20 protein-coding genes are annotated in these 24234 nt (G+C 37.4%); 1 reads left to right on the top strand and 19 read right to left on the bottom strand.

Annotated features, from left to right (window positions below):
- Window positions 1-13: 13 nt before the first annotated feature.
- The 17 genes from V7108_RS03130 to V7108_RS03050 form a co-directional block, all read right to left on the bottom strand.
- Window positions 14-604, bottom strand: a complete 591-nt coding sequence (locus tag V7108_RS03130) for an ECF transporter S component (RefSeq protein ID WP_335518291.1) — start codon at window positions 602-604, stop codon at window positions 14-16.
- A gap of 142 nt (window positions 605-746) precedes the next feature.
- Window positions 747-1658, bottom strand: coding sequence for a nucleoside hydrolase (locus tag V7108_RS03125; RefSeq protein WP_335518294.1), 912 nt, complete (start codon window positions 1656-1658; stop codon window positions 747-749).
- A gap of 16 nt (window positions 1659-1674) precedes the next feature.
- Window positions 1675-2691 carry a LacI family DNA-binding transcriptional regulator gene (locus V7108_RS03120; protein WP_335518297.1) on the bottom strand — a complete coding sequence of 339 codons (1017 nt, stop codon included), beginning with the start codon at window positions 2689-2691 and terminating at the stop codon, window positions 1675-1677.
- 210 nt (window positions 2692-2901) lie between these two features.
- Complete coding sequence (locus V7108_RS03115; RefSeq protein WP_335518300.1) at window positions 2902-3630, bottom strand: amino acid ABC transporter ATP-binding protein; 729 nt, start codon at window positions 3628-3630, stop codon at window positions 2902-2904.
- On the bottom strand, window positions 3627-4271 hold the full coding sequence (locus tag V7108_RS03110; protein ID WP_335518303.1) for an amino acid ABC transporter permease: 645 nt from the start codon (window positions 4269-4271) through the stop codon (window positions 3627-3629). The genes V7108_RS03115 and V7108_RS03110 overlap by 4 nt, the downstream gene beginning before the upstream one ends.
- A 61-nt stretch (window positions 4272-4332) precedes the next feature.
- A complete protein-coding gene (locus V7108_RS03105) occupies window positions 4333-5103 on the bottom strand; it encodes a transporter substrate-binding domain-containing protein (RefSeq protein WP_335518307.1) in 771 nt (256 codons plus the stop codon).
- 322 nt (window positions 5104-5425) lie between these two features.
- Window positions 5426-8491 carry a glycoside hydrolase family 2 TIM barrel-domain containing protein gene (locus V7108_RS03100; RefSeq protein ID WP_335512303.1) on the bottom strand — a complete coding sequence of 1022 codons (3066 nt, stop codon included), beginning with the start codon at window positions 8489-8491 and terminating at the stop codon, window positions 5426-5428.
- A 41-nt stretch (window positions 8492-8532) separates the two neighbouring features.
- Window positions 8533-9357, bottom strand: a complete 825-nt coding sequence (locus V7108_RS03095) for a carbohydrate ABC transporter permease (protein WP_335512304.1) — start codon at window positions 9355-9357, stop codon at window positions 8533-8535.
- Entirely contained in the window at window positions 9350-10201 is an 852-nt protein-coding gene (locus tag V7108_RS03090) for a carbohydrate ABC transporter permease (RefSeq protein WP_335512328.1), read from the bottom strand. The genes V7108_RS03095 and V7108_RS03090 overlap by 8 nt, the downstream gene beginning before the upstream one ends.
- 241 nt (window positions 10202-10442) lie before the next feature.
- Window positions 10443-11732: an ABC transporter substrate-binding protein gene (locus V7108_RS03085; RefSeq protein WP_335512305.1), complete on the bottom strand. Its 1290-nt coding sequence runs from the start codon at window positions 11730-11732 to the stop codon at window positions 10443-10445.
- A 180-nt stretch (window positions 11733-11912) separates the two neighbouring features.
- Window positions 11913-13679 (bottom strand): cache domain-containing sensor histidine kinase, encoded by a 1767-nt coding sequence (locus tag V7108_RS03080; RefSeq protein WP_335567341.1) that lies wholly within the window; start codon window positions 13677-13679, stop codon window positions 11913-11915.
- 19 nt (window positions 13680-13698) lie between these two features.
- Window positions 13699-15243: a response regulator transcription factor gene (locus V7108_RS03075; RefSeq protein ID WP_335512307.1), complete on the bottom strand. Its 1545-nt coding sequence runs from the start codon at window positions 15241-15243 to the stop codon at window positions 13699-13701.
- A 241-nt stretch (window positions 15244-15484) separates the two neighbouring features.
- A complete protein-coding gene (locus tag V7108_RS03070) occupies window positions 15485-16357 on the bottom strand; it encodes an HpcH/HpaI aldolase/citrate lyase family protein (protein ID WP_335512308.1) in 873 nt (290 codons plus the stop codon).
- Window positions 16358-16376: 19 nt separating this feature from the next.
- On the bottom strand, window positions 16377-17555 hold the full coding sequence (locus tag V7108_RS03065) for a CaiB/BaiF CoA transferase family protein (RefSeq protein ID WP_335512309.1): 1179 nt from the start codon (window positions 17553-17555) through the stop codon (window positions 16377-16379).
- Between the two features lie 119 nt (window positions 17556-17674).
- Window positions 17675-18973 (bottom strand): CitMHS family transporter, encoded by a 1299-nt coding sequence (locus tag V7108_RS03060; RefSeq protein ID WP_335567340.1) that lies wholly within the window; start codon window positions 18971-18973, stop codon window positions 17675-17677.
- Window positions 18974-19723: 750 nt separating this feature from the next.
- Window positions 19724-20620, bottom strand: a complete 897-nt coding sequence (locus tag V7108_RS03055) for a hydroxymethylglutaryl-CoA lyase (RefSeq protein WP_335512311.1) — start codon at window positions 20618-20620, stop codon at window positions 19724-19726.
- 34 nt (window positions 20621-20654) lie between these two features.
- Window positions 20655-21908: a CaiB/BaiF CoA transferase family protein gene (locus tag V7108_RS03050; RefSeq protein ID WP_335512312.1), complete on the bottom strand. Its 1254-nt coding sequence runs from the start codon at window positions 21906-21908 to the stop codon at window positions 20655-20657.
- Between the two features lie 337 nt (window positions 21909-22245).
- Between V7108_RS03050 and V7108_RS03045 the strand changes: the two genes are divergently transcribed.
- Window positions 22246-22896: a GntR family transcriptional regulator gene (locus V7108_RS03045; protein WP_335512313.1), complete on the top strand. Its 651-nt coding sequence runs from the start codon at window positions 22246-22248 to the stop codon at window positions 22894-22896.
- Between the two features lie 55 nt (window positions 22897-22951).
- On the opposite strand, the gene V7108_RS03040 is transcribed toward V7108_RS03045, so the two are convergent.
- Both V7108_RS03040 and V7108_RS03035 read right to left on the bottom strand, forming a co-directional pair.
- A complete protein-coding gene (locus V7108_RS03040; RefSeq protein ID WP_335512314.1) occupies window positions 22952-23692 on the bottom strand; it encodes a sulfite exporter TauE/SafE family protein in 741 nt (246 codons plus the stop codon).
- A 154-nt stretch (window positions 23693-23846) separates the two neighbouring features.
- Window positions 23847-24227, bottom strand: coding sequence for a hypothetical protein (locus V7108_RS03035; protein ID WP_335567339.1), 381 nt, complete (start codon window positions 24225-24227; stop codon window positions 23847-23849).
- Window positions 24228-24234: the final 7 nt, after the last annotated feature.

The following is a 24234-nucleotide window of genomic DNA, read 5'->3' as shown; positions in this document are numbered from 1 at the left end:
TCATTATCATAAACTAGGAATCTAAAAAGTTGGAGCCGTAATTATGCTTAGACAAATAGCGGTCAGACATCTTTTTCACAATCGTATACGTAACTAGTAGTGATAAAATTTTATCAACGCTCTCAACTAGAAGATTGGAGGAAAACACTGATTGCCAAATTCCTTGTCCAGAAGCCAGGAAGATTGCTCTAACCGCAGAAGAGGAGTCTCCAGTTGAACCGCCAAACAGGATAACGCTAATCGGTGTACTAACAATAATGACAATAAAGGTTAAAATGACACCGGCAATGATAGTTTTTCCAACACTCGTAAACATTTTTTTGATAGAAAAATAACCAACTGTCAATCCAATTACCATCGATACAATCGCAAAAGGCAATTCAGTTGGCGCAAATATGGATTTTATGACGTTCGTAAGACCACCGGTAACCATCCCAACCCACGGGCCGGCAATCATCGCAACTAACATCGTGCCTATGGCATCTAAATATAATGGGATACGCAATACTTGCACAAGCTGTGAAATGACGACATTAATCGCCACCCCAATTGGAATCAGCAAAATGGCAATCAGTGTAAAATCATACTTCAGACCTTTTTTCATAAGTTAAATTCCCCCTGGATAAAGTATTTTTAGTAAAAACATAGGATTAAGTTGATTGGTAAATCTGTTAAACTAGTACAGACAATTTCAATTTTCAATCACATTGAACATAGAATCGGCTTAGCTGCATTACTAGAATGGATTATTTCAATTTTTCAATCGCATTGTAGATTAAATCAAGGATTCTTTCGCGGTCCACATCAAATGCTACATTTGCATTCTTTGGCTTACCTGTCCTCCCTTTCTTGTCGACTACGGTTTGCCCTCTTGTGAACTCACCCTTTGTCTCAATTTCGACATTGCAAGGGGAAAAGGTAAAAAGGGAAGGATCAATCAGATTAGCCACGGCGCATGGGTCATGCATGGCATCGGCACGCCCATCACGAAAATAAAAATCCAGCATGCTGGCAACTGCTTGACCTGTTTTATTGCCAATATAGCGAATTCGATCAATATCTTCTTTATACATTGGAATTTTATTGGTCACATCTAAGCCAAACATCGTAATCGGAATTCCTGAGTCAAAAACAATTTTTGCTGCATCCGGGTCTACATAAATATTGAATTCTGCTACTGGAGTACGATTCCCGCCATCACATGCCCCGCCCATAATCGACAGCTGGTCAATATTACCCATGACCTCCGGATATGACTTAATCAATAAAGCTATATTGGTAAGCGGTCCAATAGCAACAATGGTCACTTTTTCCGTTGAATGGAGAATCGTATCTTTCATCGCTTCCAGTGCGGAGCGGCTACTAACGGAATAATGCGGTGCGCCTAACTCCACTCCTCCAAAACCTGACTCCCCATGGGCAATATCCGCAAGTACCAATTCATGAATTAACGGTCCTAACGCCCCCCTCGCCACTTCAATTTCCTCACCAACAAAACTGACCAGCTTTAAGGCGTTTGTCGTGATCTTTTCACTCGTTTGATTACCTGCACAAGTGGTAATGAGTTTTAAATCCAGTTCATCAGATGAGATGGCTAGGAGGATCGCAAGTGCATCATCAATTCCAGGATCGCAATCAATAATAATGGGTTTGGACATGTCGGTTCTCCTTTTTCTAGTTTTCAAGTTTTTTGGTACTTTCTCGCAAAATTAGTGTTGGTTCAAGATACAACGTTTTGTTTTTGACATCACCTCCTTGAGTGATTTGTTCCAATAAGATTTTGGCTGAGATTTCACCCATTTCGTAAACGGACTGTTCAATGGTTGTTAACTTTGGATGTAATAACTGGTTATATTTAATATTGTCAAAGCCCACTACTGAAAGGTCATTTGGGATGGTGAGCCCTTTCTCTTCTGCCGCCTGGTAGACACCAAAGGCCATTAAATCGTTAAAAGCAAAAATAGCGGTAATGTCTTTTTCCGCCAATAATGTTTTGGCTGCCAGGTACCCGCCATCCATTTGGTAATCTGCAGCTAGGATCAGGTCTTGATTAAATGGAATAGCCGCTTCTTTGAGGGCCCTCTTATATCCATTCAACCGCGCCTTCGAGTTTGGAAATTGCGCTGGCCCCGTTATGCATCCAATTTTGGTATGAGAAATATCCAGTAAATGTTTTGTCGCAAGATAGCCAGCACTTTCGTTATGAATTGAAACACTGCTAAACTTCTGGTCTTCAACGCCACGGTCAAGCAGTACTAATGAAATGTTCTGGTCTATCACGATTTCTTCTAGTCGTAGAATATTTTCGGCACAAGAATAGGTAAAAATGATGCCATCGACATTTTTTTCCTTCAATAAACTTACATACTCTAACTCTCGTTTTGGGTCCCCATCGGTATTACACAAAAAGACATTATAGGCATGCAAGTTGGCAAAATCCTCCACCCCCCTAACAAGCTCGGGGAAGAAAGGGTTTCGAATATCCGGAATAATGAGTCCGATGGTCTTCGTTTGTTTCGTAATCATACTTCTAGCAATCGAATTGGGCCGATACTCAAGCTCTTCAATAATTTCTAGAACCTTTTTCCGGGTAGACTCCCCAATTCCCTCACTCTTTTGATTAATCACACGGGAGACTGTGGTAATAGAAACATTCGCCTTCCTGGCAATGTCCTTTATCGTGATCGCCATAGAAAAACCCCATTTTCAGATTTAAGAAAACGTTTTCGTAAAACGTTTTCTTAATTATAGAGCTATTTTCAGAATTTTGTCAATATTGTCATTATATATTTCTTAAATGAGGTCTTGACACCCTTCGTAATATATAATTCTTGTAAAAAAAAGAGAACCTTGAAAGTTTTTCCACTTCAAGGTTCCCTCTTTAAAATTACCCTTCTATATTTATAGCACCTTACTTAAGAAAGCCTTTGTTCGCTCATGCTGTGGATTAGAGAATAACTGATTTGGTTCATTTTCCTCTACAATATATCCTCCATCCATGAAAATAACACGATCTCCCACTTCGCGGGCAAATCCCATTTCATGTGTAACTACAACCATTGTCATGCCTTCTTTTGCAAGCTGCTTCATAACCTCTAATACATCCCCGACCATTTCTGGGTCAAGTGCAGAGGTAGGTTCATCAAAGAGCATAATTTTTGGATTCATTGCCAGTGCCCTTGCTATCGCAACCCGCTGCTTTTGTCCGCCGGAAAGTTCGCCTGGGTAGCTATTTGCTTTTTCTCTTAGTCCTACTTTATCTAGTAACTCAAGCGCTAATTTTTCCGCTGCAGTTTTCTCTTTAGAATGAATTTTAATTGGGCCCAAAGTGATGTTTTCTAAAACGGTTTTATGAGGGAACAGATTAAATTGTTGAAATACCATTCCAACCTCTTGTCTTACTTTGTTAAGATCGACCTTTTTGTCCGTTATATCATGGCCATTGATGACTACCTGACCACCCGAAATTTCTTCCAATCGATTGAGACAGCGAAGGAATGTACTCTTACCTGAACCTGAAGGACCGATGACACAAATAACTTCTTTTTCCTTTACTTCAGCATTAATATCCTTTAAAACCTCTAGGCTTCCAAATGATTTTCTTAAGTTTTTTACTGTAATCATGCTCATCGAAGTTCAAACCTCCTCTCTACGAAATTAGCAAGAAGTGTTAACAAGTAAATGACAAGGAAGTAAATGACACCCACAACCAACCAAATCTTAAAAGCTTCAAATGTTGCTGAAGCCTGGATTTGTCCTTGTTGTGTTAAATCGGCAATACCAATGACCGATAAAAGCGAAGTATCTTTTAAGCTAATGATTGATTGATTCGTTATGGTTGGGAGCATTCTTCTAAAAGCCTGCGGGAGCACAATAAAGCGCATCGTTTGCGCACTAGTAAAGCCAATCGATCTTGCCGCTTCCGTTTGTCCCTTATCAATAGATTGAATTCCCGCTCTTATAATTTCAGCAAAATAGGCCCCTGCATTGATCGCAACCGTAATGATTCCTGCTGTCGTACTGTTTAAGGAAATAAACTGAAGTGAATTTATACCGAAATAAATAAAGAACAATTGCACAATAAATGGCGTTCCTCGAATGGCGTCTACATAAGCCTTTGCAATCCAGTTTAAAATCTTAAGAGGTGCAAGTCGCAGCAAAGCAATCAATAACCCTATTAAAAAACCTATTATTATAGCAATCAAAAAGATATAAAGTGTTACTTGAAGCCCTTTTAATAACATTGGCAAAGCAGCTGCAATAATATCCACCCTTTTCATCCCCTTTCAAAAAGAAGGCGCGCTAGCTTTAAGCACGCCTTAAAATGGTATTTTATTCTCCAAGATAAGTTTTTAATATTTTATCATACGTTCCATCTTTTTTAAGCTCAGCAAGCCCATTGTTAATTTTCTCCAACAAATCCTGATTTTCACCTTTCAGTACAGCAATTCCGTACTGATCTCCGTTTAAACGATCTCCCACAAGTTTTAATCCAAGATCCTTCTGGGCAATAGCATAAGAGATAACAGGGTAATCTTCAATTAGAGCATCTGCATTTCCATTAGCTACTTCTTGGAACATCGCAGGACTATCGTTAAATTGTACAACTTCGATTCCTAGTTTTGAAGAATTATCTACTGCATATTTCGCACCCGACGTACCTTTTTTAACCGCAACTTTTTTCCCTTTAAGGTCATCAACTGATTTAATCGTTGAATTATCCTCTTTAACAACAACAATTAATCCGGCGTCAAAATACGGTGATGAGAAATCTACAATCTTTTTTCTATCCTCGGTAATACTCATTCCTGCAATAGCCACATCAAGCTGGCCCGCTTGCATAGCTGGAATGATCCCCCCGAAGTCCATTGGAGAAAGTTCAATTTTAAACCCTTCGTTTTTCGCAATCGCATTAATTAATTCGATATCGATACCCTTATACTCGTCTCCTTCTTTAAATTCAAACGGAGGGTAAGTGGTATCTACTCCGACTTTATATACTTTTCCACTATCTGCATTCTCCCCTGCTGTTTCCTTACTTCCGCAAGCAGCGATAAAGAGTGTAAGAATTAAAAACAAACTAAATAAACTTAATTTCTTCATTTAAGGCACCCCTTGTTTTTAGATAATTTTCAATATAAGTAATACTCTATTAATATATCATTATATTAGGCAATATAGAAGTACAAATTTTTGGCATAAAAATGCATTTTATTTAATAAATATTACCACCTCAATAATAATAAGCATTTTATAGACAAATAAGAAATTCAACTAATTTAAAATGTCCATGAAAAAGTGAGCATATTATTCTGTTTTTTAATATTCTATCTATAATATTTTGATATAAAAAAATATACTTGATTTAGCTTCTATAGACACAAGTAAAGAGCCTGAGGTTCATTCAGGCTCTTTACTATCAATATTATTTAATTGGTCGAATCATGAATTCAAATTCCATGTCTTCATTTGCCTTCACTAGATGTTCTGGGTAAACTGGCGCTCCCCAGCTATCATCACCGCCGACGCCCATTTGTCTGCCCGCTACCGTAACAACTGTATAGTGGACGTTAGGCAGTTCGTAAGGATGTGCTGCATTCTCTAATTCAAATGCAGTATATGGTGAAAAATTACATTCAACTGGACGAGATGTAGAAGATATTTTAATACCATGTCCGTCACTGTTTGTGAGGTTTACCCAGCGTACTCCAGTACGATTGCCAGACTCTTGGGGTCTTACGTATCCCGATAGATTATCTGCAACCCTATTGGTAAACACGCCAAGTCTTGCCCCGGCTGCGCGATCTGAATAATTCTCTTCAGGTCCCATTGCGTACCATTCTAATTGGTCGTAATCGGCTGAAACCTTGAATGAAAGTGCAAAAATCGGCATTTGCGGAAGGTTATCAGCACCATGATAGAGTGATTTAACATGCACACTTCCATCTGCTAATACTGTAAAAGTATTTTTGACTTCGATTTCTGAATGAATCGAAAACTTATAGGTAAACGTAACCTCTACTTTGTCTTTTAGTTCTTTTACATCTAACCCTGTAGATTGCCGTGCAAGACTGGCTGCATACCAGCATCCTGAGGTAAAGCCTTGAGAAAATCCTCTGTCATTATCGGTCGTTGCCCTCCAAAATAGTGGAAGCAATGGTGCTTCAATCATCTCTCTGCCGCCATATTTCATCGAAATCAGACTTTTGGCTTTTCTACAAAACATAATGGAAAAATCAGTTCCATGCACACCAATGTTTTGAGTTCCATATGCTACCCTTAGATCTCCACTAGGAACCTGAGCATTTTTTTGGATATCCTCAAACACATATTGGCCAAAGGCAAGTTCATAACCAGCATCCGCCCAAAGCTGTTCCTCTTTTAGATTCAATGATGTGATGATGACATATTCACCAGCTTTATTTAGTAATTCTGCCGGCCAATTAAATTCAACGCGACCTTCACTTTGCGGCAGGATCACCACCTGGTCCTGATTCCGATACAATTCTTTCCCCTCTAGGAATAGAATGTATTCCAAATAATAGGCAGATGTATCTTCAAATAAACTTTCATTACGAATGTCAACACCGGATTTATCCACATTCAGCTTTATATTCTGGTATAAATATTTTACTTCCTGCATTTTTGGTGATAGTTCTCGATTGGAATAGACAATCCCATTTGTACAGAATCCATAGTCTGAAGGACGGTCCCCAAAATCTCCTCCGTATGCAAAAAACTCTTGACCATAGCGATCCTTCTTTACGAGCGATTGATCAATATAATCCCAAATAAATCCACCTTGATACATCGGATATTTATTTTCAAGTGCCGTATATTTGTCCATGCCTCCAAGAGAATTCCCCATCGCATGCATATACTCACAGCTAATATAAGGTTTTTCCGGGTTATTATTCAAATATCCCTCAATATCTGCCGGCTTCGCATACATCCTGCTTTCCATATCACTAGTTTCGTTATAGTCACGATTATGGAATACACCCTCATAATGCACAAGACGGCTTGGGTCAACAGATTTGAAGTAACGGGAAACATTTAGGATTACCTCACCAGCATATGACTCATTACCACATGACCAGATCAAGACTGATGGATGGTTCTTATCTCTTTGGACCATGGAAACGGCCCGGTCTAAGACAATGTTCTGCCATTCTGGTTTGTTGCCGGGAATATTCCGTGAAGGCTCAACCACGCCCATCCATTGCCATGTACCATGTGTTTCCAAATTCATCTCATCAATCACATAGATTCCGTATTCATCACATAACTCGTACCAATAACTTTGATTTGGATAATGAGAAGTACGCACTGCATTGATATTGTTTTGTTTCAATGTTTTAATATCCCAAAGCATGTCTTCTTTTGTAATCGCACGGCCACTACGGCAGTTGAATTCATGACGGTTTACACCTTTGAAGACAATTCTTTTACCGTTAAGCAGCATGATTTTATCAACAAGCTCAAACTTTCGAAACCCAACCTTTTGGGGAATGACTTCGACAAGTACTCCTGAAGCGTTATAGATTTGGATATACAGTTTGTACAAATAAGGGTTTTCTGCACTCCAAAGTTTAGGAGCCTCCACTTCCATCGAGACTGAACTTTTTTCACCAGTAAGTTCGCTGCTTTTTTTCGCTGCAATATTTCCTTTTTCATCACAAAGCTCTGCTATTATTTTGGATCCTGCGGGAACGTTTGACAGAAACGTTAGATCTACTTTAAGCTCCCCGTTCTTATAGGAAGAGTCAAGATCGGTATGAATGTGGATATCTTGTGCATGAATTTCAGGTACGGTATAGAGATATACGTCCCTAAAAATACCCGAAAATCTCCAAAAGTCTTGGTCTTCAAGCCAGCTGCCAGTACTTCGCTGGAATACCTCAACCGCAAGTTTATTCTCTCCTGTTGATAAAAAAGGAGTTAAATCAAATTCAGCAGGGGTAAAGCTGTCTTCGCTGTAACCAACGAATTCTCCATTTAACCAAATAAAGAAAGCGGACTCTACACCTTGAAACGAAATATAAACAGGCTTGTTTTCCATAGTTTCAGGCACTTCAAAATACTTCACATAGCTGCCAACTGGGTTAAAATCCTTTGGGATTTCCGGCGGGCTTACATCTCTATGCCCATCCCATGGATAGATGGTATTCACATATTGCGGCGTTCCATATCCTTGTAACTGGATATGCCCTGGAACTTTGATATTCCCCCAAGCCGAGCATTCGAAGTCACGCTCATAAAAACGCTCAGGTCTTGAATCAGGATTAATGGAATAATGAAATTTCCAATTTCCATTTAAATCATGACGCATTTTCATTGCAGAAGCTTCTTTCGCTTCCTCCATTGTTGCGTAGTACACATGATCAGAATGGGCCGGAACCCTGTTAACGGCAAACACATTTAAATCAGTAAGCCAATCGATTGATGGCGTTTGGGCTTGTGTATTTTCTTTGATTTGTGTATTTGTCATTCCTACTCTTCCTTTCTATTCATCTATCAAACGTTTTTTATTTATTTTACCGATCCCATCATCCCTGCAACGAAATGTCTTTGGAGCAAGAAGAAGAGCAGTGCCGTCGGTAAAGTTGCAATCACAATAGATGTCATAATAATTCCGAAGTCTGGTGCAGCACTTGAACCAAGATTCGATATGAGCAATGGAATGGTGTGGTTTTCAGGAGACTGCAGCACAACGAGCGGCCATAAATAATTATTCCAACTTGCCATGAATGTAATAATCGCTGCTGCTGCATATGTTGTTTTCATCGTAGGTACATAAATTCTGAAGAAAACACCAAGCTCTGTTAATCCATCAATCCTTCCAGCTTCAAGCAGCTCTTTTGGAAACATCTTTGTATTTTGTCTAAAGAAAAAGATCAAAAAAGCTGTTGTAATGCTTGGTAACATAGCAGATGTTAATGTATCAATCCCAATTCCAGGTGCAAATTGCGAGATTGTCCCAAACATTCGGAATAACGGTACCATTAGTGCTGCAAAAGGAATCATCATTGATAAAAGCAATATATTAAAAATGATATCCTTTGACTTACTTCTATATATTTCAAAACCGAAACCAGCAAGAGATGCAATGATTAGAGATAAAATGGTAGTCGTAATGGATATAATTACTGAGTTTATTAAAGCTGGAACAAGATCTACCGTACTCAAAAGATTCTGGAAGTTCTCTAATAAATGAGTTCCAGGTAATAATCTTCCATTTGTAACGTCGACAGATTTATTGGTTGCACTAACAATCATCCAGATAAATGGAAAGATAGAGATAATCGTTAAGATTGATAAAGTAATATAAATGAAAATTCTTTTAATATTATGCATTTTTATCACCTGCTACTTTGAACTGAATGATTGAAAAGATGACGATCATGATAACAATTGCATATGAAACAGTCGCCGCGTAGCCAAAATCAGGAGTATATTTGAATGATAGATTATAAATATACTGAGAAATTGTTATTGTTGCATTCCCTGGTCCACCCTTTGTAATATTCATAACCTCATCAAACAATTGTAGTGTACCAATAGTTGATGTAATAGATGTAAATAGGATAATTGGCTTTAGCATTGGAATTGTAATTTTAAAGAATTGTTGAAATGCATTTGCACCATCAATTTTTGCCGCTTCATATATTGAGTTATCCACATTTTGAAGAGCAGATAGATAGAAAATCATATTGTAGCCTGTCCAACGCCATGTTATTGCAATAATAATGGTTATTTTTGCCCAAAAGGGATCTGTCAGCCATTGAATCGGCTCTGATATAAGAGAAATATTTATAAGCATTTGGTTAATTACGCCGTCTGTTCCAAATAAGTATTTGAATACTACAGAATACGCTACAAGTGATGTAATACATGGTAAAAATATGGCCGTACGGAAGAATCCTTTTAGTTTCAATTTCTTATCATTTAATAAAACTGATATAAACAGCGCCAGAACGATCATGATAGGAACTTGAATAAGGAGATAGATTACAGTGTTTTTCACTGCGGCTATAAATGTCGGATCTGTAAATAACCGAACGTAATTATCGAAACCTACAAATTGTAGATTTAGACCCGCACCTGATTGAAAAGAGAGAATAAGTGCTTGAGCCATTGGATAAAAATAAAATAAACAAATCATCACTGTTGCGATTGAAATAAAAGACCAGCCAATCAGTCCATTTTTAAAACGAAGTTTGTTCGTATACTTTCTTGGTTCCTGCTGTAGGTTCTGCTTCGTAGTTGTCGTTATCAATTTTTTCAACTCCCTGCTATCATCTATAAAAAATAGCCCCGGAACGGCTCACCCAACACTTGTTACAGCTCTGTTGTACCGTAGAGAAGCCGGCGAGTTCCGAGGCTTAATCTTGTATTTATCCTATTTCGTAAAAATAGATAAGAGATTAAATTCAAGGCTATTATTTAATTTGCGTTTCCGCTTGTTGTTGTGCTTCCTTTAATACTTTATCAAGGTCTTGACCAGCCAGATAATTCTGCATAGCAACAATTAATATATCCTCGATCGCATATGTGTGCATACCATAGTTTACTTGTGGAATTTCTTCAGCCCACTTTGAAAAATCTGAAATAATAGTCTGACCACCGAAATACTCATCTTCTGTCTTATATGCTTCTCCTTCTGAAGCTGGGATATAAGTACCGATAGCACCGACATCAGAAACTAGTTTTTGATATAAATCTACATTCGAACCAAAAGTCTTTGTAAGGAAATCAACTGCATTCTCTTTACCTGGTACATCTAAAACATACCAAGACGCACCACCCAAGTTAGAAGCATTTACAGATTTCATACCTGGAAGACTAGGATGCGGCGCAACTGCCCATTTTCCTGATTGTGAAGCTTCCGCTTTGATTGAAGGTGTCATCCAGTTACCAGTTGTTACTGTTGCAACTTCGCCGCCATTAAATGTAGCTAAGTACTCATTCCAGTCTGAATGGAAATTCATTAAGTCATTATCCACAAGTTCCTTATAAAGTTCAAAAGATAGTTTAAGTGCTTCATTATTATCTAAATCAGGCGTAGTACCGTCTTCCTTCATATACCACTTACCTGCTGACTGAATCATTGTCCGAATAATCGCTAATTCATTCGGGTCGGTGGTAAGCAATCTTTTACCCGTTACTTCTTTTACTTTCTTTCCAATTTCAATATATTCTTTCCAATCAATGTTTTGTAAATCCTCAACTGTATACCCTGCTTTTGTTAAATAATCTGTTCGAACATATAATCCAGTTACTCCAGTATCAAATGGCAGTCCGTAGGTTTCACCATCTACACTTGTTGCTTCCACCTTGTATTGAACAAAATCTTTCGTTTCAAAAGATCCTGTTAACGGATGGAACATATCTGGATATGCTTGAAGGAAACTTTTTGCACGATAATCTTCAATTAGCACAATATTTGGCAACCCTTTAGTAGTTCCAGAACTTAAAGACGTATTTAGCTTTTGAACAATGTCATCTTGAGCATTTTCAATAATATTCACTTTAAGGTCCGGATTCTCAGATCCGTAAGCTTCTTTCGCTAATTCTAATGCTTTAATATTAAATTTTGGATCCCATGCCCAAACGGTAATTTCATTTGCATCCTTTGAGCCTTTCTCTGATTCAGTACCATTTGAAGCCCCAGAAGAACAGGCAGCCAACAAAAGCATACTTACCATCAGCAAAGCTAATAGTTTCTTCATCTATATTCCCCCTAAGATTGAATATTTCACCTTGTAAGCGTTATCCCCTTACAATTACTATGTTATCATCACTTAGAGAGCGCAAGTTAGGACGATATTTTTGTAAACTTGTGATATTTTTGTAGATTGCATACGCTTCCAATTGCTTGCTTGGACTATTTTTTGTTTCTATGACTATTTTTAGTTCTTCTCCATCGGAATGGAAATACGAACCTTTGTCCCTTCACCTATTTTACTTGAAATTGAAACACCATAACCATCACCATAAATCAACCGAATGCGCTCATCGACATTTCGGACACCTATACCGCTAAACTTCTCCCTTTTGCGCTTCGTTTTCGGAAGTTTATTGTCTGGAGATACTTCCATACCATCGCCATTATCCATTACCTCACATACAAGGGTTTCCCTTTCCTTCCATACGAGGACATTAATCGTTCCCCCACTCTTTTTATTGAAACCATGAAAGAAGGAATTCTCAATAAAAGGCTGCAAAATTAATTTAGGAATTTGAATCTCGTTACACTCGGGCTCTACGAAATAATTTACTTTTATACGTTCACCATAGCGTTTCTGATTAATTAAGGCATAGCTTTTTACATTGTCAATTTCTTGCTTTACAGTAATCGTCTCACTAATATTACCTATTGTATTTTGTAATAGGGAGATCAACGCATTAACCATTTCAGCTGCTTCTTCTTTACCACCTTGCTGTACCATAAATTTGATTGAAGTTAACGTATTATATAAAAAATGTGGATTGATTTGCTGCTGCAATGCAGCTAATTCTGCATTTCGCTTTTGCTTTTGGATAAGTACAAGCTTATCAACATACTCATGAAGCTCATCAAGCATAGAGTTGAAGGCTTGACCAATTTGTCTCGTTTCGTACGTACCTATCACAGGTATATAACGATCAAATTCATTCTTTGGGGTATTTTCAATTTGCTTTACTAGATTTGACAACGAGTTTGTTACCTTTCTAGAAGCAAAAAATACAATGATAATGGCTAAAAAAATGAATAGTATACAGATGAGTACAATTGACTTTTTATCAATAATATTTTCAAAAGCAGCTTTCTTATCAATTAAATTTACCAAATACAAATCAAAGGTAGGTAAATACTCAATCATGATAATATGGTCCGTACCTTGAAAATCTGCATCCATATAATTTTTTTGTTGTTCCTCTAGCTGGGCTGCATAATTCAAGAGCACTGCTTCTTTATTTCCAATCAAATCAGTCCGATTACTCGATAAAATAGTACCAGACTGATCCATCACCAACACATCATTACCTAGGCTTGTATAGCTGTTATAAAACTTTCTAAAATCCTTTTCTTGAATTGTAAAGTACATCGTTCCATAAATGTATTTTGAAGTTGGCTCCATAAATGCCTTTGAAGCAACAATCGCCCTATCACCCTGTGTTTGATCTTTTGGTTGTTCTAGATGAAATAACAATTTTTTAGGGTGCTTGAGTGTGTTTGTGGTAATGAAGTGATTCTGCAGCACTTTATCAGATTTTGCCCATGAAGGCCTTTCTGGTACTGCAAAACTAACCCCATTCAAACCATAAACCAAAATCTCAACATCATAGGCTTCTACACTTGTTTTGATCGTGTCCATTTGTTTTTTTACATTATAATAATAGTTGCCCAACATTCGGTTTGAGTGCGTACCCGTTAGAAAACTCTTAATCGTTCCGTTATTCATAAGGTTATTTGAAGCGATAACAATCGAGTATTGAAACGTACCTAAACCCTCCTTTATCTGCTCCATAACCTTGCTATTGTTAAAAGTAAACCGATCAATAAAAAACTTCTCTGACATACGGAATGTGGTCCAGGTTATTAGTATCGATATTGTAATAATAATTATTACGGTGATAAGAAACATCTTACTAAATAGGCTGTTGCGTCTAAATTGTTCGGTTTTTATTCTCATATACATCCCATCTTTAATTTTAAGTGTGTTTTCTTCTAAATTTACTTGGCGACATTCCATTTATTTTTTTAAATACTTTACAGAAATAGCTGTGATCTGAATAACCTACCATGCCGCTAATTTCTGAAATGGGTGCAGAACCCTTAAGCAGGAGCTGAGAAGCTTTTTGTATTCGAACCTTATTTAAATACTCAATGAATCCTTCTTTATTATGTGTAGAAAAATAGTTAGATAAATAGGAAGGATTAAAATGAAAATGTTCTGCCACATCTACAAGGCTCAGTTGATCCGCATAGTGGTCCTCAATATATTGCAGGATTTTCTTCATATTCAAATTACTAGATTGGTTTCTCTCGGAATGTACGTGTTTGTTCACCTGGTCAATGAATTTATTTAGCTGTTCTATGGTCTCGTTAGATGAATCAGCCTCGTTAATTGCTCTAAAATACTCATACTTGGAACTCACAATTTCAGCTACATCATATTCCAAGTTATTAAGAATGACAGTAATGGTAAAGATGATATTTTCAAAAAATGATTTAAATTCGAATACATCCGTAGTGTAACATTTTGAAAATACAGATACATATTCCTGTAAATAACTGAAAGCTTCCTGAAAACGGCCATGCTTACATTCTTTTGTGAACCACTCATAGTTAAATGCTTCAATGGTTGGTATTTCTCCGTGTAAATCCTGTTCTCTTAAAAGAGGGATGTTTGGAAAGTAAAATCTATATTGCAGTAATTTTGCTACCTTTTCATTATAGATAGTTCCGATTTGTGATAGTTCAAAGAATGGTTCACTCAGAACAAAGCCCGTACCTGTATGGGTTTCCGCAACTCTTTTTGCGAAATCAATGACCTCCTGGGACTTGTCTTTGTTTACATTTAGAATGAGCACGGTTTCATTTTTATCAGAGGTAATGGCATGATAGGTTGCTTGAGCGATATAAGATTGGTACTGCTGCGTGATATGATCTTGTACTTTAGTGTTGTGATCTCCTCTAGGAATATTTCCACTAAAAACAACACCTAATAAATAAAAGCTGTCATAGGGAAAGACTCTCGCTAATAGCTTTCGGTCATATTCCGCTTCAAAACCAGAAAGTAACTTTTCAATTATATGATTTACAGACATTCGCTCCTCGTGCTTTGTCCCATTTGAATCAGTAGTTGGTATTCTACTCACTGCTTTATTTAGCACTTCTAAAAGTGTATTTGCATCGAGCTTAGGCTTTAAAATATAATCAACCACTCCACTTTGAAAGGTAGAACGAACGTAGTCAAATTCCCCAAAACTGCTTAGTATAATGATTTCGATATCTGGATATTTTGATTTAATGATTCTTGTCAATTCTTCTCCATCCATAATCGGCATGACAATATCAGTTAAAACAATGTTTGGATGAGTTCGTTCAATGATTTCAAGTGCTTCCTTACCATTAGAGGCTTCTCCTACAATATGAAAGCCTTCTTGCTCCCAATTAAGGTAATGTTTGATGCCTTGTCTTATTAAAATTTCATCATCTACAATAACAATTTTACTTAATTCTTTCGTTGTCATATGCTCACCCCTGACGCAAATCATATCATATTTACAAATATCACATCAAAATTTGAATTTCGTATATATCTAGGAAGATGACAGCAACTACCAAATATAGCGAGCTTATTGTTGACTATGGAGACTGACCCTAATATCCGCACTGCTACCCTATGGGCACGCGGTGTCAAGCGCACAAAAATCCCCCAAACCTTTTAGTCTGAGGGAACGAAAATACACTTCAATATTCATATAAAACCAGCTAAGAATTACTTTTCAGTAGACCTGCCATTTCCACTATTCTTCTTGCCTTTTCTACAACTGGAAGATCTACCATTTTACCTTTAAATTGTAGAACACCTAAGTCATTTACTAATGCATTTTCATAAGCCTCAACAATTTCTAATGCTTTGTCTATATCTTCTCTATTTAGTGTAAAAACTTGGTTTACAAGGCTGATTTGGCTCGGATGAATAACTAACTTCCCTTGAAAACCAAGACTCTTTATGTACCTTGTTTCATATAAAAATCCTTCCGAGTCTTTTATATCAACATATGGTGTGTCAATCGGTGCTCCTATGCCTGCAGCTCTAGAAACAGCAACCAGATGAGAACGTGCATATAGTATTTCTTCTCCGTCTTTCGTAAGTTCTGCATGGATATCCAATGTATAATCAATTGCCCCAAAAGCAAGACGCTCAACCCTTGTACTAGAATTAGCTATTTCGTAAGAATGATATAATCCAAGTGCAGATTCAATTAAAGGAACGATTTTTATCTTCCCGGCTTCAATACCATTTTCCTTTTCTTTCTCTGAAACCATTCGGTCAATCCATTTTATATGATTCGCAGCCTCTGCCTTTGGTAATACAATTCCAGCAAGTCCAGGTGCTACGACTGTATTTAAGTCATCCAAAAAATACGGAGATTCATAACTATTAATACGTATATACTTTAATTTCTCAGGATGATGTTGCAAAGAATCGACCACAAGTTGTCTAGCATTCTCTTTTTCATGATTAGCTACAGCATCTTCTAAATCAAAAATAAATACATCTGGATGGAAACTATCTATTTTGTTTATTTTTCTTTCATCAGATCCAGGCACAAACATCCAAGAACGAGGTGTACTCATTTCTAATCCCCTTTCAACTCTAAAGGATACCTATTTCTTTATTATCATGAATTCCATTCTTCCCAAAACCGAACTCTCTCAAAATAGCCTCAGTATGTTCTCCAACTTTTGGAATCGGATCCATTCTTGCCTCTATATCATCGATTGTTACAGCCGGAAGCAGTGCTATTAATGGACCAACAGGGGATTCTACCTCTCTCCAGCGGTCCCTCGCTTTCAACTGAGAATGATCAATAAAATCTTTAATCGTATTTAGTCGTGCATTGGCAATCTTTGACTCCTCTAAACGCATGATTATTGTATTTGCCTCTACTTTACCGAAGTTACTTACAATTATTTCTTCTAATTGCTTGCTGTTTTCTAACCGCTTTGAGTTATTATTAAACCGATGATCAAAAACTAACTCTTTATTATCTAAAACCTTCTCACAAAAATCCTTCCATTCTCTTTCATTTTGAATGGATAGAAAAACAGAGATTCCGTCACCTGCTTTAAAAGGACCATAAGGATAGATAGTTGCGTGACTTGCGCCGGTCCGTTTTGGTTCTGTTCCACCATAAAGCGCATAATACATCGGATAACCCATCCATTCGGCAAGTGCCTCAAGCATCGACACTTCGATCACACTTCCCTTTCCAGTTCGAAAGCGAGAAATTAATGCAGTTAAAATGCCTGTATACGCATACATCCCTGCTGCAATATCTGCAATGGCTATGCCTGCTTTTGATGGGGTCTCATCTGTTCCAGTAATGGATAAAAGACCTGCTTCACATTGAATCAACAAATCATATGCTTTTTTATCCATATATGGACCGTACGAACCGTATCCAGAAATCCCACAAATAATAAGTTCCGGATATTTTTCCTTTAATACTGACGCACCTAAGCCTAAACGATCCGCCGCACCAGGAGCTAGATTTTGGATAAATACATCTGCTTTTTCCAAAAGTTTATCAATGACCGCTTTTGCTTCATCTTCTTTTAAATTTAGTGTTAAAGACTCCTTTGAACGGTTAAGCCAAACAAAATGGCTGGACATTCCGTTTACTGAAGTGTCATAATTTCGAGCAAAATCACCCGTCTCTGGCCTTTCTATCTTAATCACCCTAGCACCTAAATCAGCTAATTGTCTTGTTGCAAAAGGAGCTGCCACGGCCTGTTCAATTGATACAACTGTTATACCTTCTAATGGCAACATAATATATCCCCCATTTATATTATTTTAGTTAGGGAAAGAGCTCTATGACTCTAATGCTTATGTAATCCATTTGCTCCCTCCCATTTTTTAAAAGCTCCTGTCCAATGGGCGTTCCATTATTACAATGGAACTACACCAATAAGAACTGCAACAATAGTCATCACAATTGTACTGCCCCAAGCCCAGAAGAATGTATGTTTCTGGTGTTCCCCTAAACTTACGCCAGATAATCCAAGTAAAACAAATACAGAAGGATTAAGTGGACTTACTGAAAAACCTGTTGTACCATTTCCAAGTAATGAAGCGAGACCGATATCCATTGGATTAACCCCTAAATTTGCAGCTGATTCACTAAGAATTGGAAGTACCCCATAATAATAAGCATCCGGAGAGAATACTAAACTTAAAGGCATGCTTATGATCGCAATAATAACAGGAAGAAATGATCCAAGTTCATCGGGAATAACTGATACAAAGGAAGTTGCCATAGCACCAATCATCCCTGTACCAGATAAAATTCCTGTAAATATACCAGCAGCAAAAATTGTAGTTACAACCATAACCATGCTTTTTGCATGTGAACCAATTTGTTTTTGTTGTTCTTCCACATTCCGGTGATTTACAACTAGAGCAATTGCAAATGCAATCATAAACAAGATGGATGCAGGAATAATGTCTGCAATTAATGTTCCAATTAATAGGACAGTTAAAATTAGATTAAACCAGAACATGGTTGGTAATCTTGAGGACATTTCTAAAGTTACAGCTATTTCTTTGTTTGCTTCTTTATTCAAATCTATTACACCCAATCGTGCTCTTTCCTTTTTACCTAATATATAAGCAACAAATACAACCCAAACCATCCCAGCTAACATTGGTATAATTAATGGATTAAAAAGATTTGAAGTTTCAGCATCAAGTGTAACCATCGCCCTTGCAAGAGGACCTCCCCACGGAATAATATTCATTACCCCCGCACCTAGGGCAACGACACCCGCAAGGACAACTGGCCTCATTCCAAGGCGTTTATAAACAGGCAGCAGTGCCGTAATCGTAATCATAAATGTAGCTGAACCATCACCATCAAGAGCAACAAATAATGTAATTAGTGCCGTCGCCACTACTATTTTTAGTGGATCACCTTTAGCTATGTGAAGTAATTTGGAAATCAACGGATCAAATAAACCCCTATCAATCATTAATCCAAAATAGAGAATAGAAAAACCAATCATTAATGCTGTTGGTGCTACCTTAATTACACCTTCAAGCATCATATCTCCTAATCCAAATCCATACCCTAAGAAAATACCAAAAATAATTGGAATCAATGTAAAAGCAATTAAAACTGATAAACGGTTAGTCATCACAAAGAATAAAAATAAACCAATCATTAAAAATCCTAAAACAGCCACACCCATTCCCCCTGCGAAAATAATTTCTATTCAGTACCAACCCATTCATTAGTAGAATCAAAAACTAGATCTCATCTAGGTTAGTAAAATTGTAATAATGCTTCTAAGCATATAAGTATCAATCTTCGTAGATGAATACTTGAAAGTGCTTTCATTTATTTGGAGAAGGAATGGAATTAATTAATTCGTGCCGGACCATCTAACGTTGTAATTACATCTTCTTCCCATCGCTTACTTTCTAAAATAAATTATAGAAAGCTTTTCATTCAACTTAATGTGCTTACTCATCTCTTGCTCTGCCTTATTTGAATCTTTTTTTATCCATTAGAAATATACACTCAAAATCACCATTTACCGAGGTATTTAAATATTCAGTCTATTAAAAATATAAAGGTGGTTTTGCTTACTGTCAACGGTTTACCTCAAGCTTTTATATTAGCTTATAGTAAATCCCCCCTCTCACGTCGCTCCAAAATACTTTTTCTTTGTTAATCAGCGTTATAAACAACATGACTATCTCATCTCTATAGGAACATAGACTCGCATTTGTGGTCCGACATATTCAGCAAGCGGGCGAACCAAACGCTTATTTTCATAGCAGTCGTCATATCTATCTCTCCAATCTATTTTTACTTTGAGGTAGGTTTAAATAAAATTAGGGGGAAAGAAGCTTAGCTAAAAAGCCTTAAAACAGCGTCCCTCTCCTCCCCTAATGTTTAACCTTCCTGTCCATCATTAACATCTAAAGTACAGATATTATGAGGTCATTAGTTGTTGGATATGACCTGTAAGTCTTCGCTCTGTCATTTCTTTTACAAGATTCACACAATCTATCAGTTTATCAAAATCTATTCCTGTTTCTATTCCCATTTCATGAAGCATATAGACAAAATCTTCTGTTGAATCATTGCCTGCTGCTCCTGGTGCAAACGGACAGCCCCCTAAGCCCCCTATTGATGTATCAAATGAGGAGACCCCCGCTTGTAATGCGGCTAATGAATTTGCTTTTGAGAAACCATAGGTATCATGAAAATGAGCTGTAATTTTTGCTTTTGTGGTTAGGTCCAATGTTCTACTAAACAGTTGATAGACTTGCAAAGGATGAGCCCGTCCTATCGTATCGCATAGTACGATTTCATCAACACCGAAGTTTTCTAAGCTTTTAACAATCTTTAACGTTTCTATCTCATCTACCATTCCTTCATATGGGCAGCTAAATGCAGTGGAGACATGGAATCTGACAAAAAGATTTGAACTTTTGGCCTCCTCTACTACCAATCCCAATTGATTAAGAGACTCTTCAATAGACATACGTACATTTTTCATGTTAAAGGTTTGACTTGCCCCTACAACTAAAGCAACACTGGTTACCCCCGCATTCCTCGCTAGTTCGAATCCCTTTTTATTTGGGATTAAAGCCATATACTGTATATCTTTTCGTTTATCAATATTTGTATATACAGTATGAGCGTCTGACATCTGTGGAACGTGTTTAGGCGATACAAATGAGGTGGCTTCCATTCTTTTAATACCTGTTTCACTTAAGGCATTAATTAATTTTATTTTCATTTCTGTTGGGATGAATGTCTTTTCATTTTGGATCCCATCCCTTGGCCCTGACTCTATGATTTCGACATATTTAGGTAATCTCATAATTTTCTACCCCCAATAATAATTGAAGTATCTTTTAGCTTTTCAATTTCATAGACTCTTGATCTGATATGATTCCGGAATCTTTCCATTCACTATATTTATCTTCCGAAACTTTTAATTTTCCTTTCAGTACTTCCTCCGTATGTTCCCCTAATTTAGGGCCCGCCCAGTTAATACTTCCTGGAGTCTTACTGAACTTCGGTACAATCCCTGGGACCTTTAATTTCCCTAACCCGTCAACGTCCATATCACAGATCATATTCCGGGCTAGGAAATGTGGATTATTAAACATATCCTCCACACTATAAATCGACCCTGCCGGAATACCGCATTCATCCAAAATACTCAGTGCCTCGTTCAGCTCCCTTTGAATGGTCCACTCTCCTATCACTCCGTCCAGAAATTCTGCATTCTGTACACGGCCATCATTCGAGGCAAATCGTGGATCATCTCGTAAATCCTCTCTCCCAAGCGCTTCCATTAATCTTTTAAAGATGCCATCCCCATTTGCACCGATAACAATGTACTTTTTGTCTTTACACAAATACGTATTAGACGGGGCAATTCCCGGTAAAGTGCTACCCGTTCTTTCACGGATAACTCCAAACTGGTCATATTCTGGAACCGTGCTTTCCATCAAACTATAAATCGCTTCATAGAGGGCCACATCGATATATTGCCCTTCTCCTGTAAGATTCCTGTGATAAACTGCCATTAACGCTCCTATTACCGCATAAAGAGCTGTTACTGAATCTCCAAGGCTGATACCCACCCTTGTAGGGGGGCGGTCTGGATAACCAGTTAAATAACGGATTCCCCCCATCGCTTCACCAATACTTCCAAAGCCCGGCTTATCTCGGTAAGGTCCATCCTGGCCGTACCCTGATACCCGCACCATAATAATTTTGGGATTAACTTTCTTTAAATCTTCATAACCAAGTCCCCATTTTTCCAAAGTACCCGGTTTAAAGTTTTCAATAATAATGTCCACTTCTTTGGCTAGTTCCCGTATGATTTCTTGTGCTTCAGCCTTATTCAAATCTAGAGAAATGCTTTTTTTGTTTCGCGATTGAACATACCACCAAAGTGAGGTTCCTTCATGCAGCAGCCTCCATTTACGAATGGGATCTCCCTTTACAGGCGGTTCTACTTTGATTACCTCAGCACCGAAGTCTGCCATTAGACGTCCTGCAAAGGGACCTGCAATTAAACTACCCATTTCCAAAACCTTGAGTCCTTTTAATGGTCCACTTTTTGGGTTATTCGTTTTTGTTAAATCCTCTAACATTTCTGCTCACCTCATTAGTTTTTTGGAATAAAACGTTTTCATTCTTTGTAAAAAACTCTATTTTTCATTTTTGCAACATCATTTATCGAGTGGTTCGGATATTTCTCATTAGTATCTATATTCTGATAATTAGAATAATACATGCATATAAGTTTACTGTCAACCGTTAACAGTAAACAAAGTTAGCGTATTTTTTATATTTCCTCTAGTAACTTGGACTTATAGCTGAATTCCTGTAAACTAATAGTATAAAAATAAACTTGGAAATCAATTAAGAAAGAAACAAGCGATGGGACATAAACAGCTGGAATTATTTATATCCAGGAGGGGTATTTGAATGAGTGTGATAAAAAAAACCGAACTACTTCATAGTCAGGTTTACAATATCGTTAAAACAATGATTATGATGGGAGAGTACCAACCCGGCGAACGTTTAGTAGAAACCAAGGTTGCGGAAAAACTGGGAGTGAGCAGAGGAACTGTTAGGGAAGCATTCCGAATGTTAATAAAAGATGACTTGCTTGTTCAAAATGAAAGTATGTTATTTGTCTATAACCCAAGTTCTCTAGATATATTAGATGTATTTGAATGTCGAAAAAGCCTCGAGTCTCTTGCAGCAAAACTCGCGGCTAATAATATTAAAAATGAACAATTGGATCAGTTGGAGCATATTATTCAAGAATCCGAAAAAGCTTTAGTATCGAATGACACCGAGGAACTTACTAATTTAAATCAACAATTTCATGATCTTATCGCACTGGCCTCACAAAATAAACAACTTATTCAATTGTTTGAAGTTATAAACGCTAAAGTCCTATATATTCGAAACTGTATTCTAAAGAACCGATTCAAAAATTTTGAGGAGTTTGTCGCTGACCACAAACGTATCTATTTAGCCCTTAAGGAAGGAAATTCAACAAAATCAGAGCAAGAAATGCGTTCACACATCCAAAAAAGTTTGGAACAAGCTAGTACTTCATTAAAATGAGTATCCCCATTGCCAAAAGCAAAGGGGTTTTTAACTATATCCCGCATCACCGATATTAAAACAGCAAAATGGCACCCGCTATAATCGGCGTGAGTACCATTGCACCTTTTAAAACTGGAAGTGGTACAAAATTCGTAAATTTCGCACCAATAAATGAACCGACCATCGTTCCTAACAATACTTGCAGAAGTAGCAGGACATCAAGAAATCCCTCAAGATAATAGCCGACACCGCCAGCTAAAGCAATTGGCAGAATGACTAGCATAGTTGTTCCAACTGATTTCTGAACTGTTAACCCTAATATCGTCAATAATCCAATCTGAATAAAAGGCGCCGAACCGATTCCAAATGTCCCTGACAAAATACCACAGACAATTCCAACAAAAGCCGACCGCACAAAAAGTCGACTTCGTACGAATGATTGATTTCTGTCTTTTTTATTGACAATAAACAAACGAACCACAAGCATAACAGCAGATAATAAAAGCATTCCAGCGGTCAGCCAATGTAACAAATCCACCGGAATCCACACCGCTATCCCAGAACCTATATAAGCAGTGAACGCGCCAAATCCTCCGACAGCTAAACCTGTTTTCACATCTATATTACCCTGCTGATAATGGCTGTAAGCTCCAGCCAAAGTCGTAAACACCATAGCAGCAAGCGAAGTTCCAAGTGCTGTATGAATAGGCACTCCAAACATAACTGTCAAAAGTGCAATAATAAAACCCGATCCCCCAGCTCCAACAAACCCTAATAAAATTCCCAACAAAAGCATGGTAAATGTAATAACCATATATATCCCCCTAAAAAGGCACCATCTATAACATTATAAAACTTTTTATTTAGTGGGACGAATTTTTTAACTAAAAAGTGTAAAAAAAAACCTTCCAAAATGCAATTTATGGAAGGCTTTGTTGTATTTGGTTAGATGTAGTTCCTTTATAGCATTAGATCGTGGTCCAACCACCATCTACTTTTATCATCTCACCCTCCTTGGGCTTTTCTCCATAAAGAGGATCAAAGTGTCTATGAAACGTATACCAATTTACGTCTTGTTGTGTGTCAAAAAATGAACTGCCATACATATCAACTTTCACTTTTTTATCGTTCACTTCTAAATGATCAAAATTAAGATTGTCTATCCGCTTCTCTGGCTGTTCAATATTAATACCATATTGCAGAACCGTCGATGTTGGAGCCATGATTAGTTTTTCAAATCGGACCGGGATTCCCTCGACTTCTGTTTCTGCATTCAAGGCATATTCGACGGAAGGCTGTTTGGTTACAGGGATTTCGAAGTTCCACTCCCCTGTTTCATATTCTACCATTCTCGTA

Origin of the sequence: Neobacillus vireti (genome assembly GCF_036962345.1) — a bacterium.
In the GTDB taxonomy this organism is placed as follows: Bacteria; Bacillota; Bacilli; order Bacillales; family Cytobacillaceae; genus Neobacillus; species Neobacillus vireti_A.
Note: the sequence above shows the minus strand (reverse complement) of the source record. Positions and strands in the feature narration are given on the sequence as shown.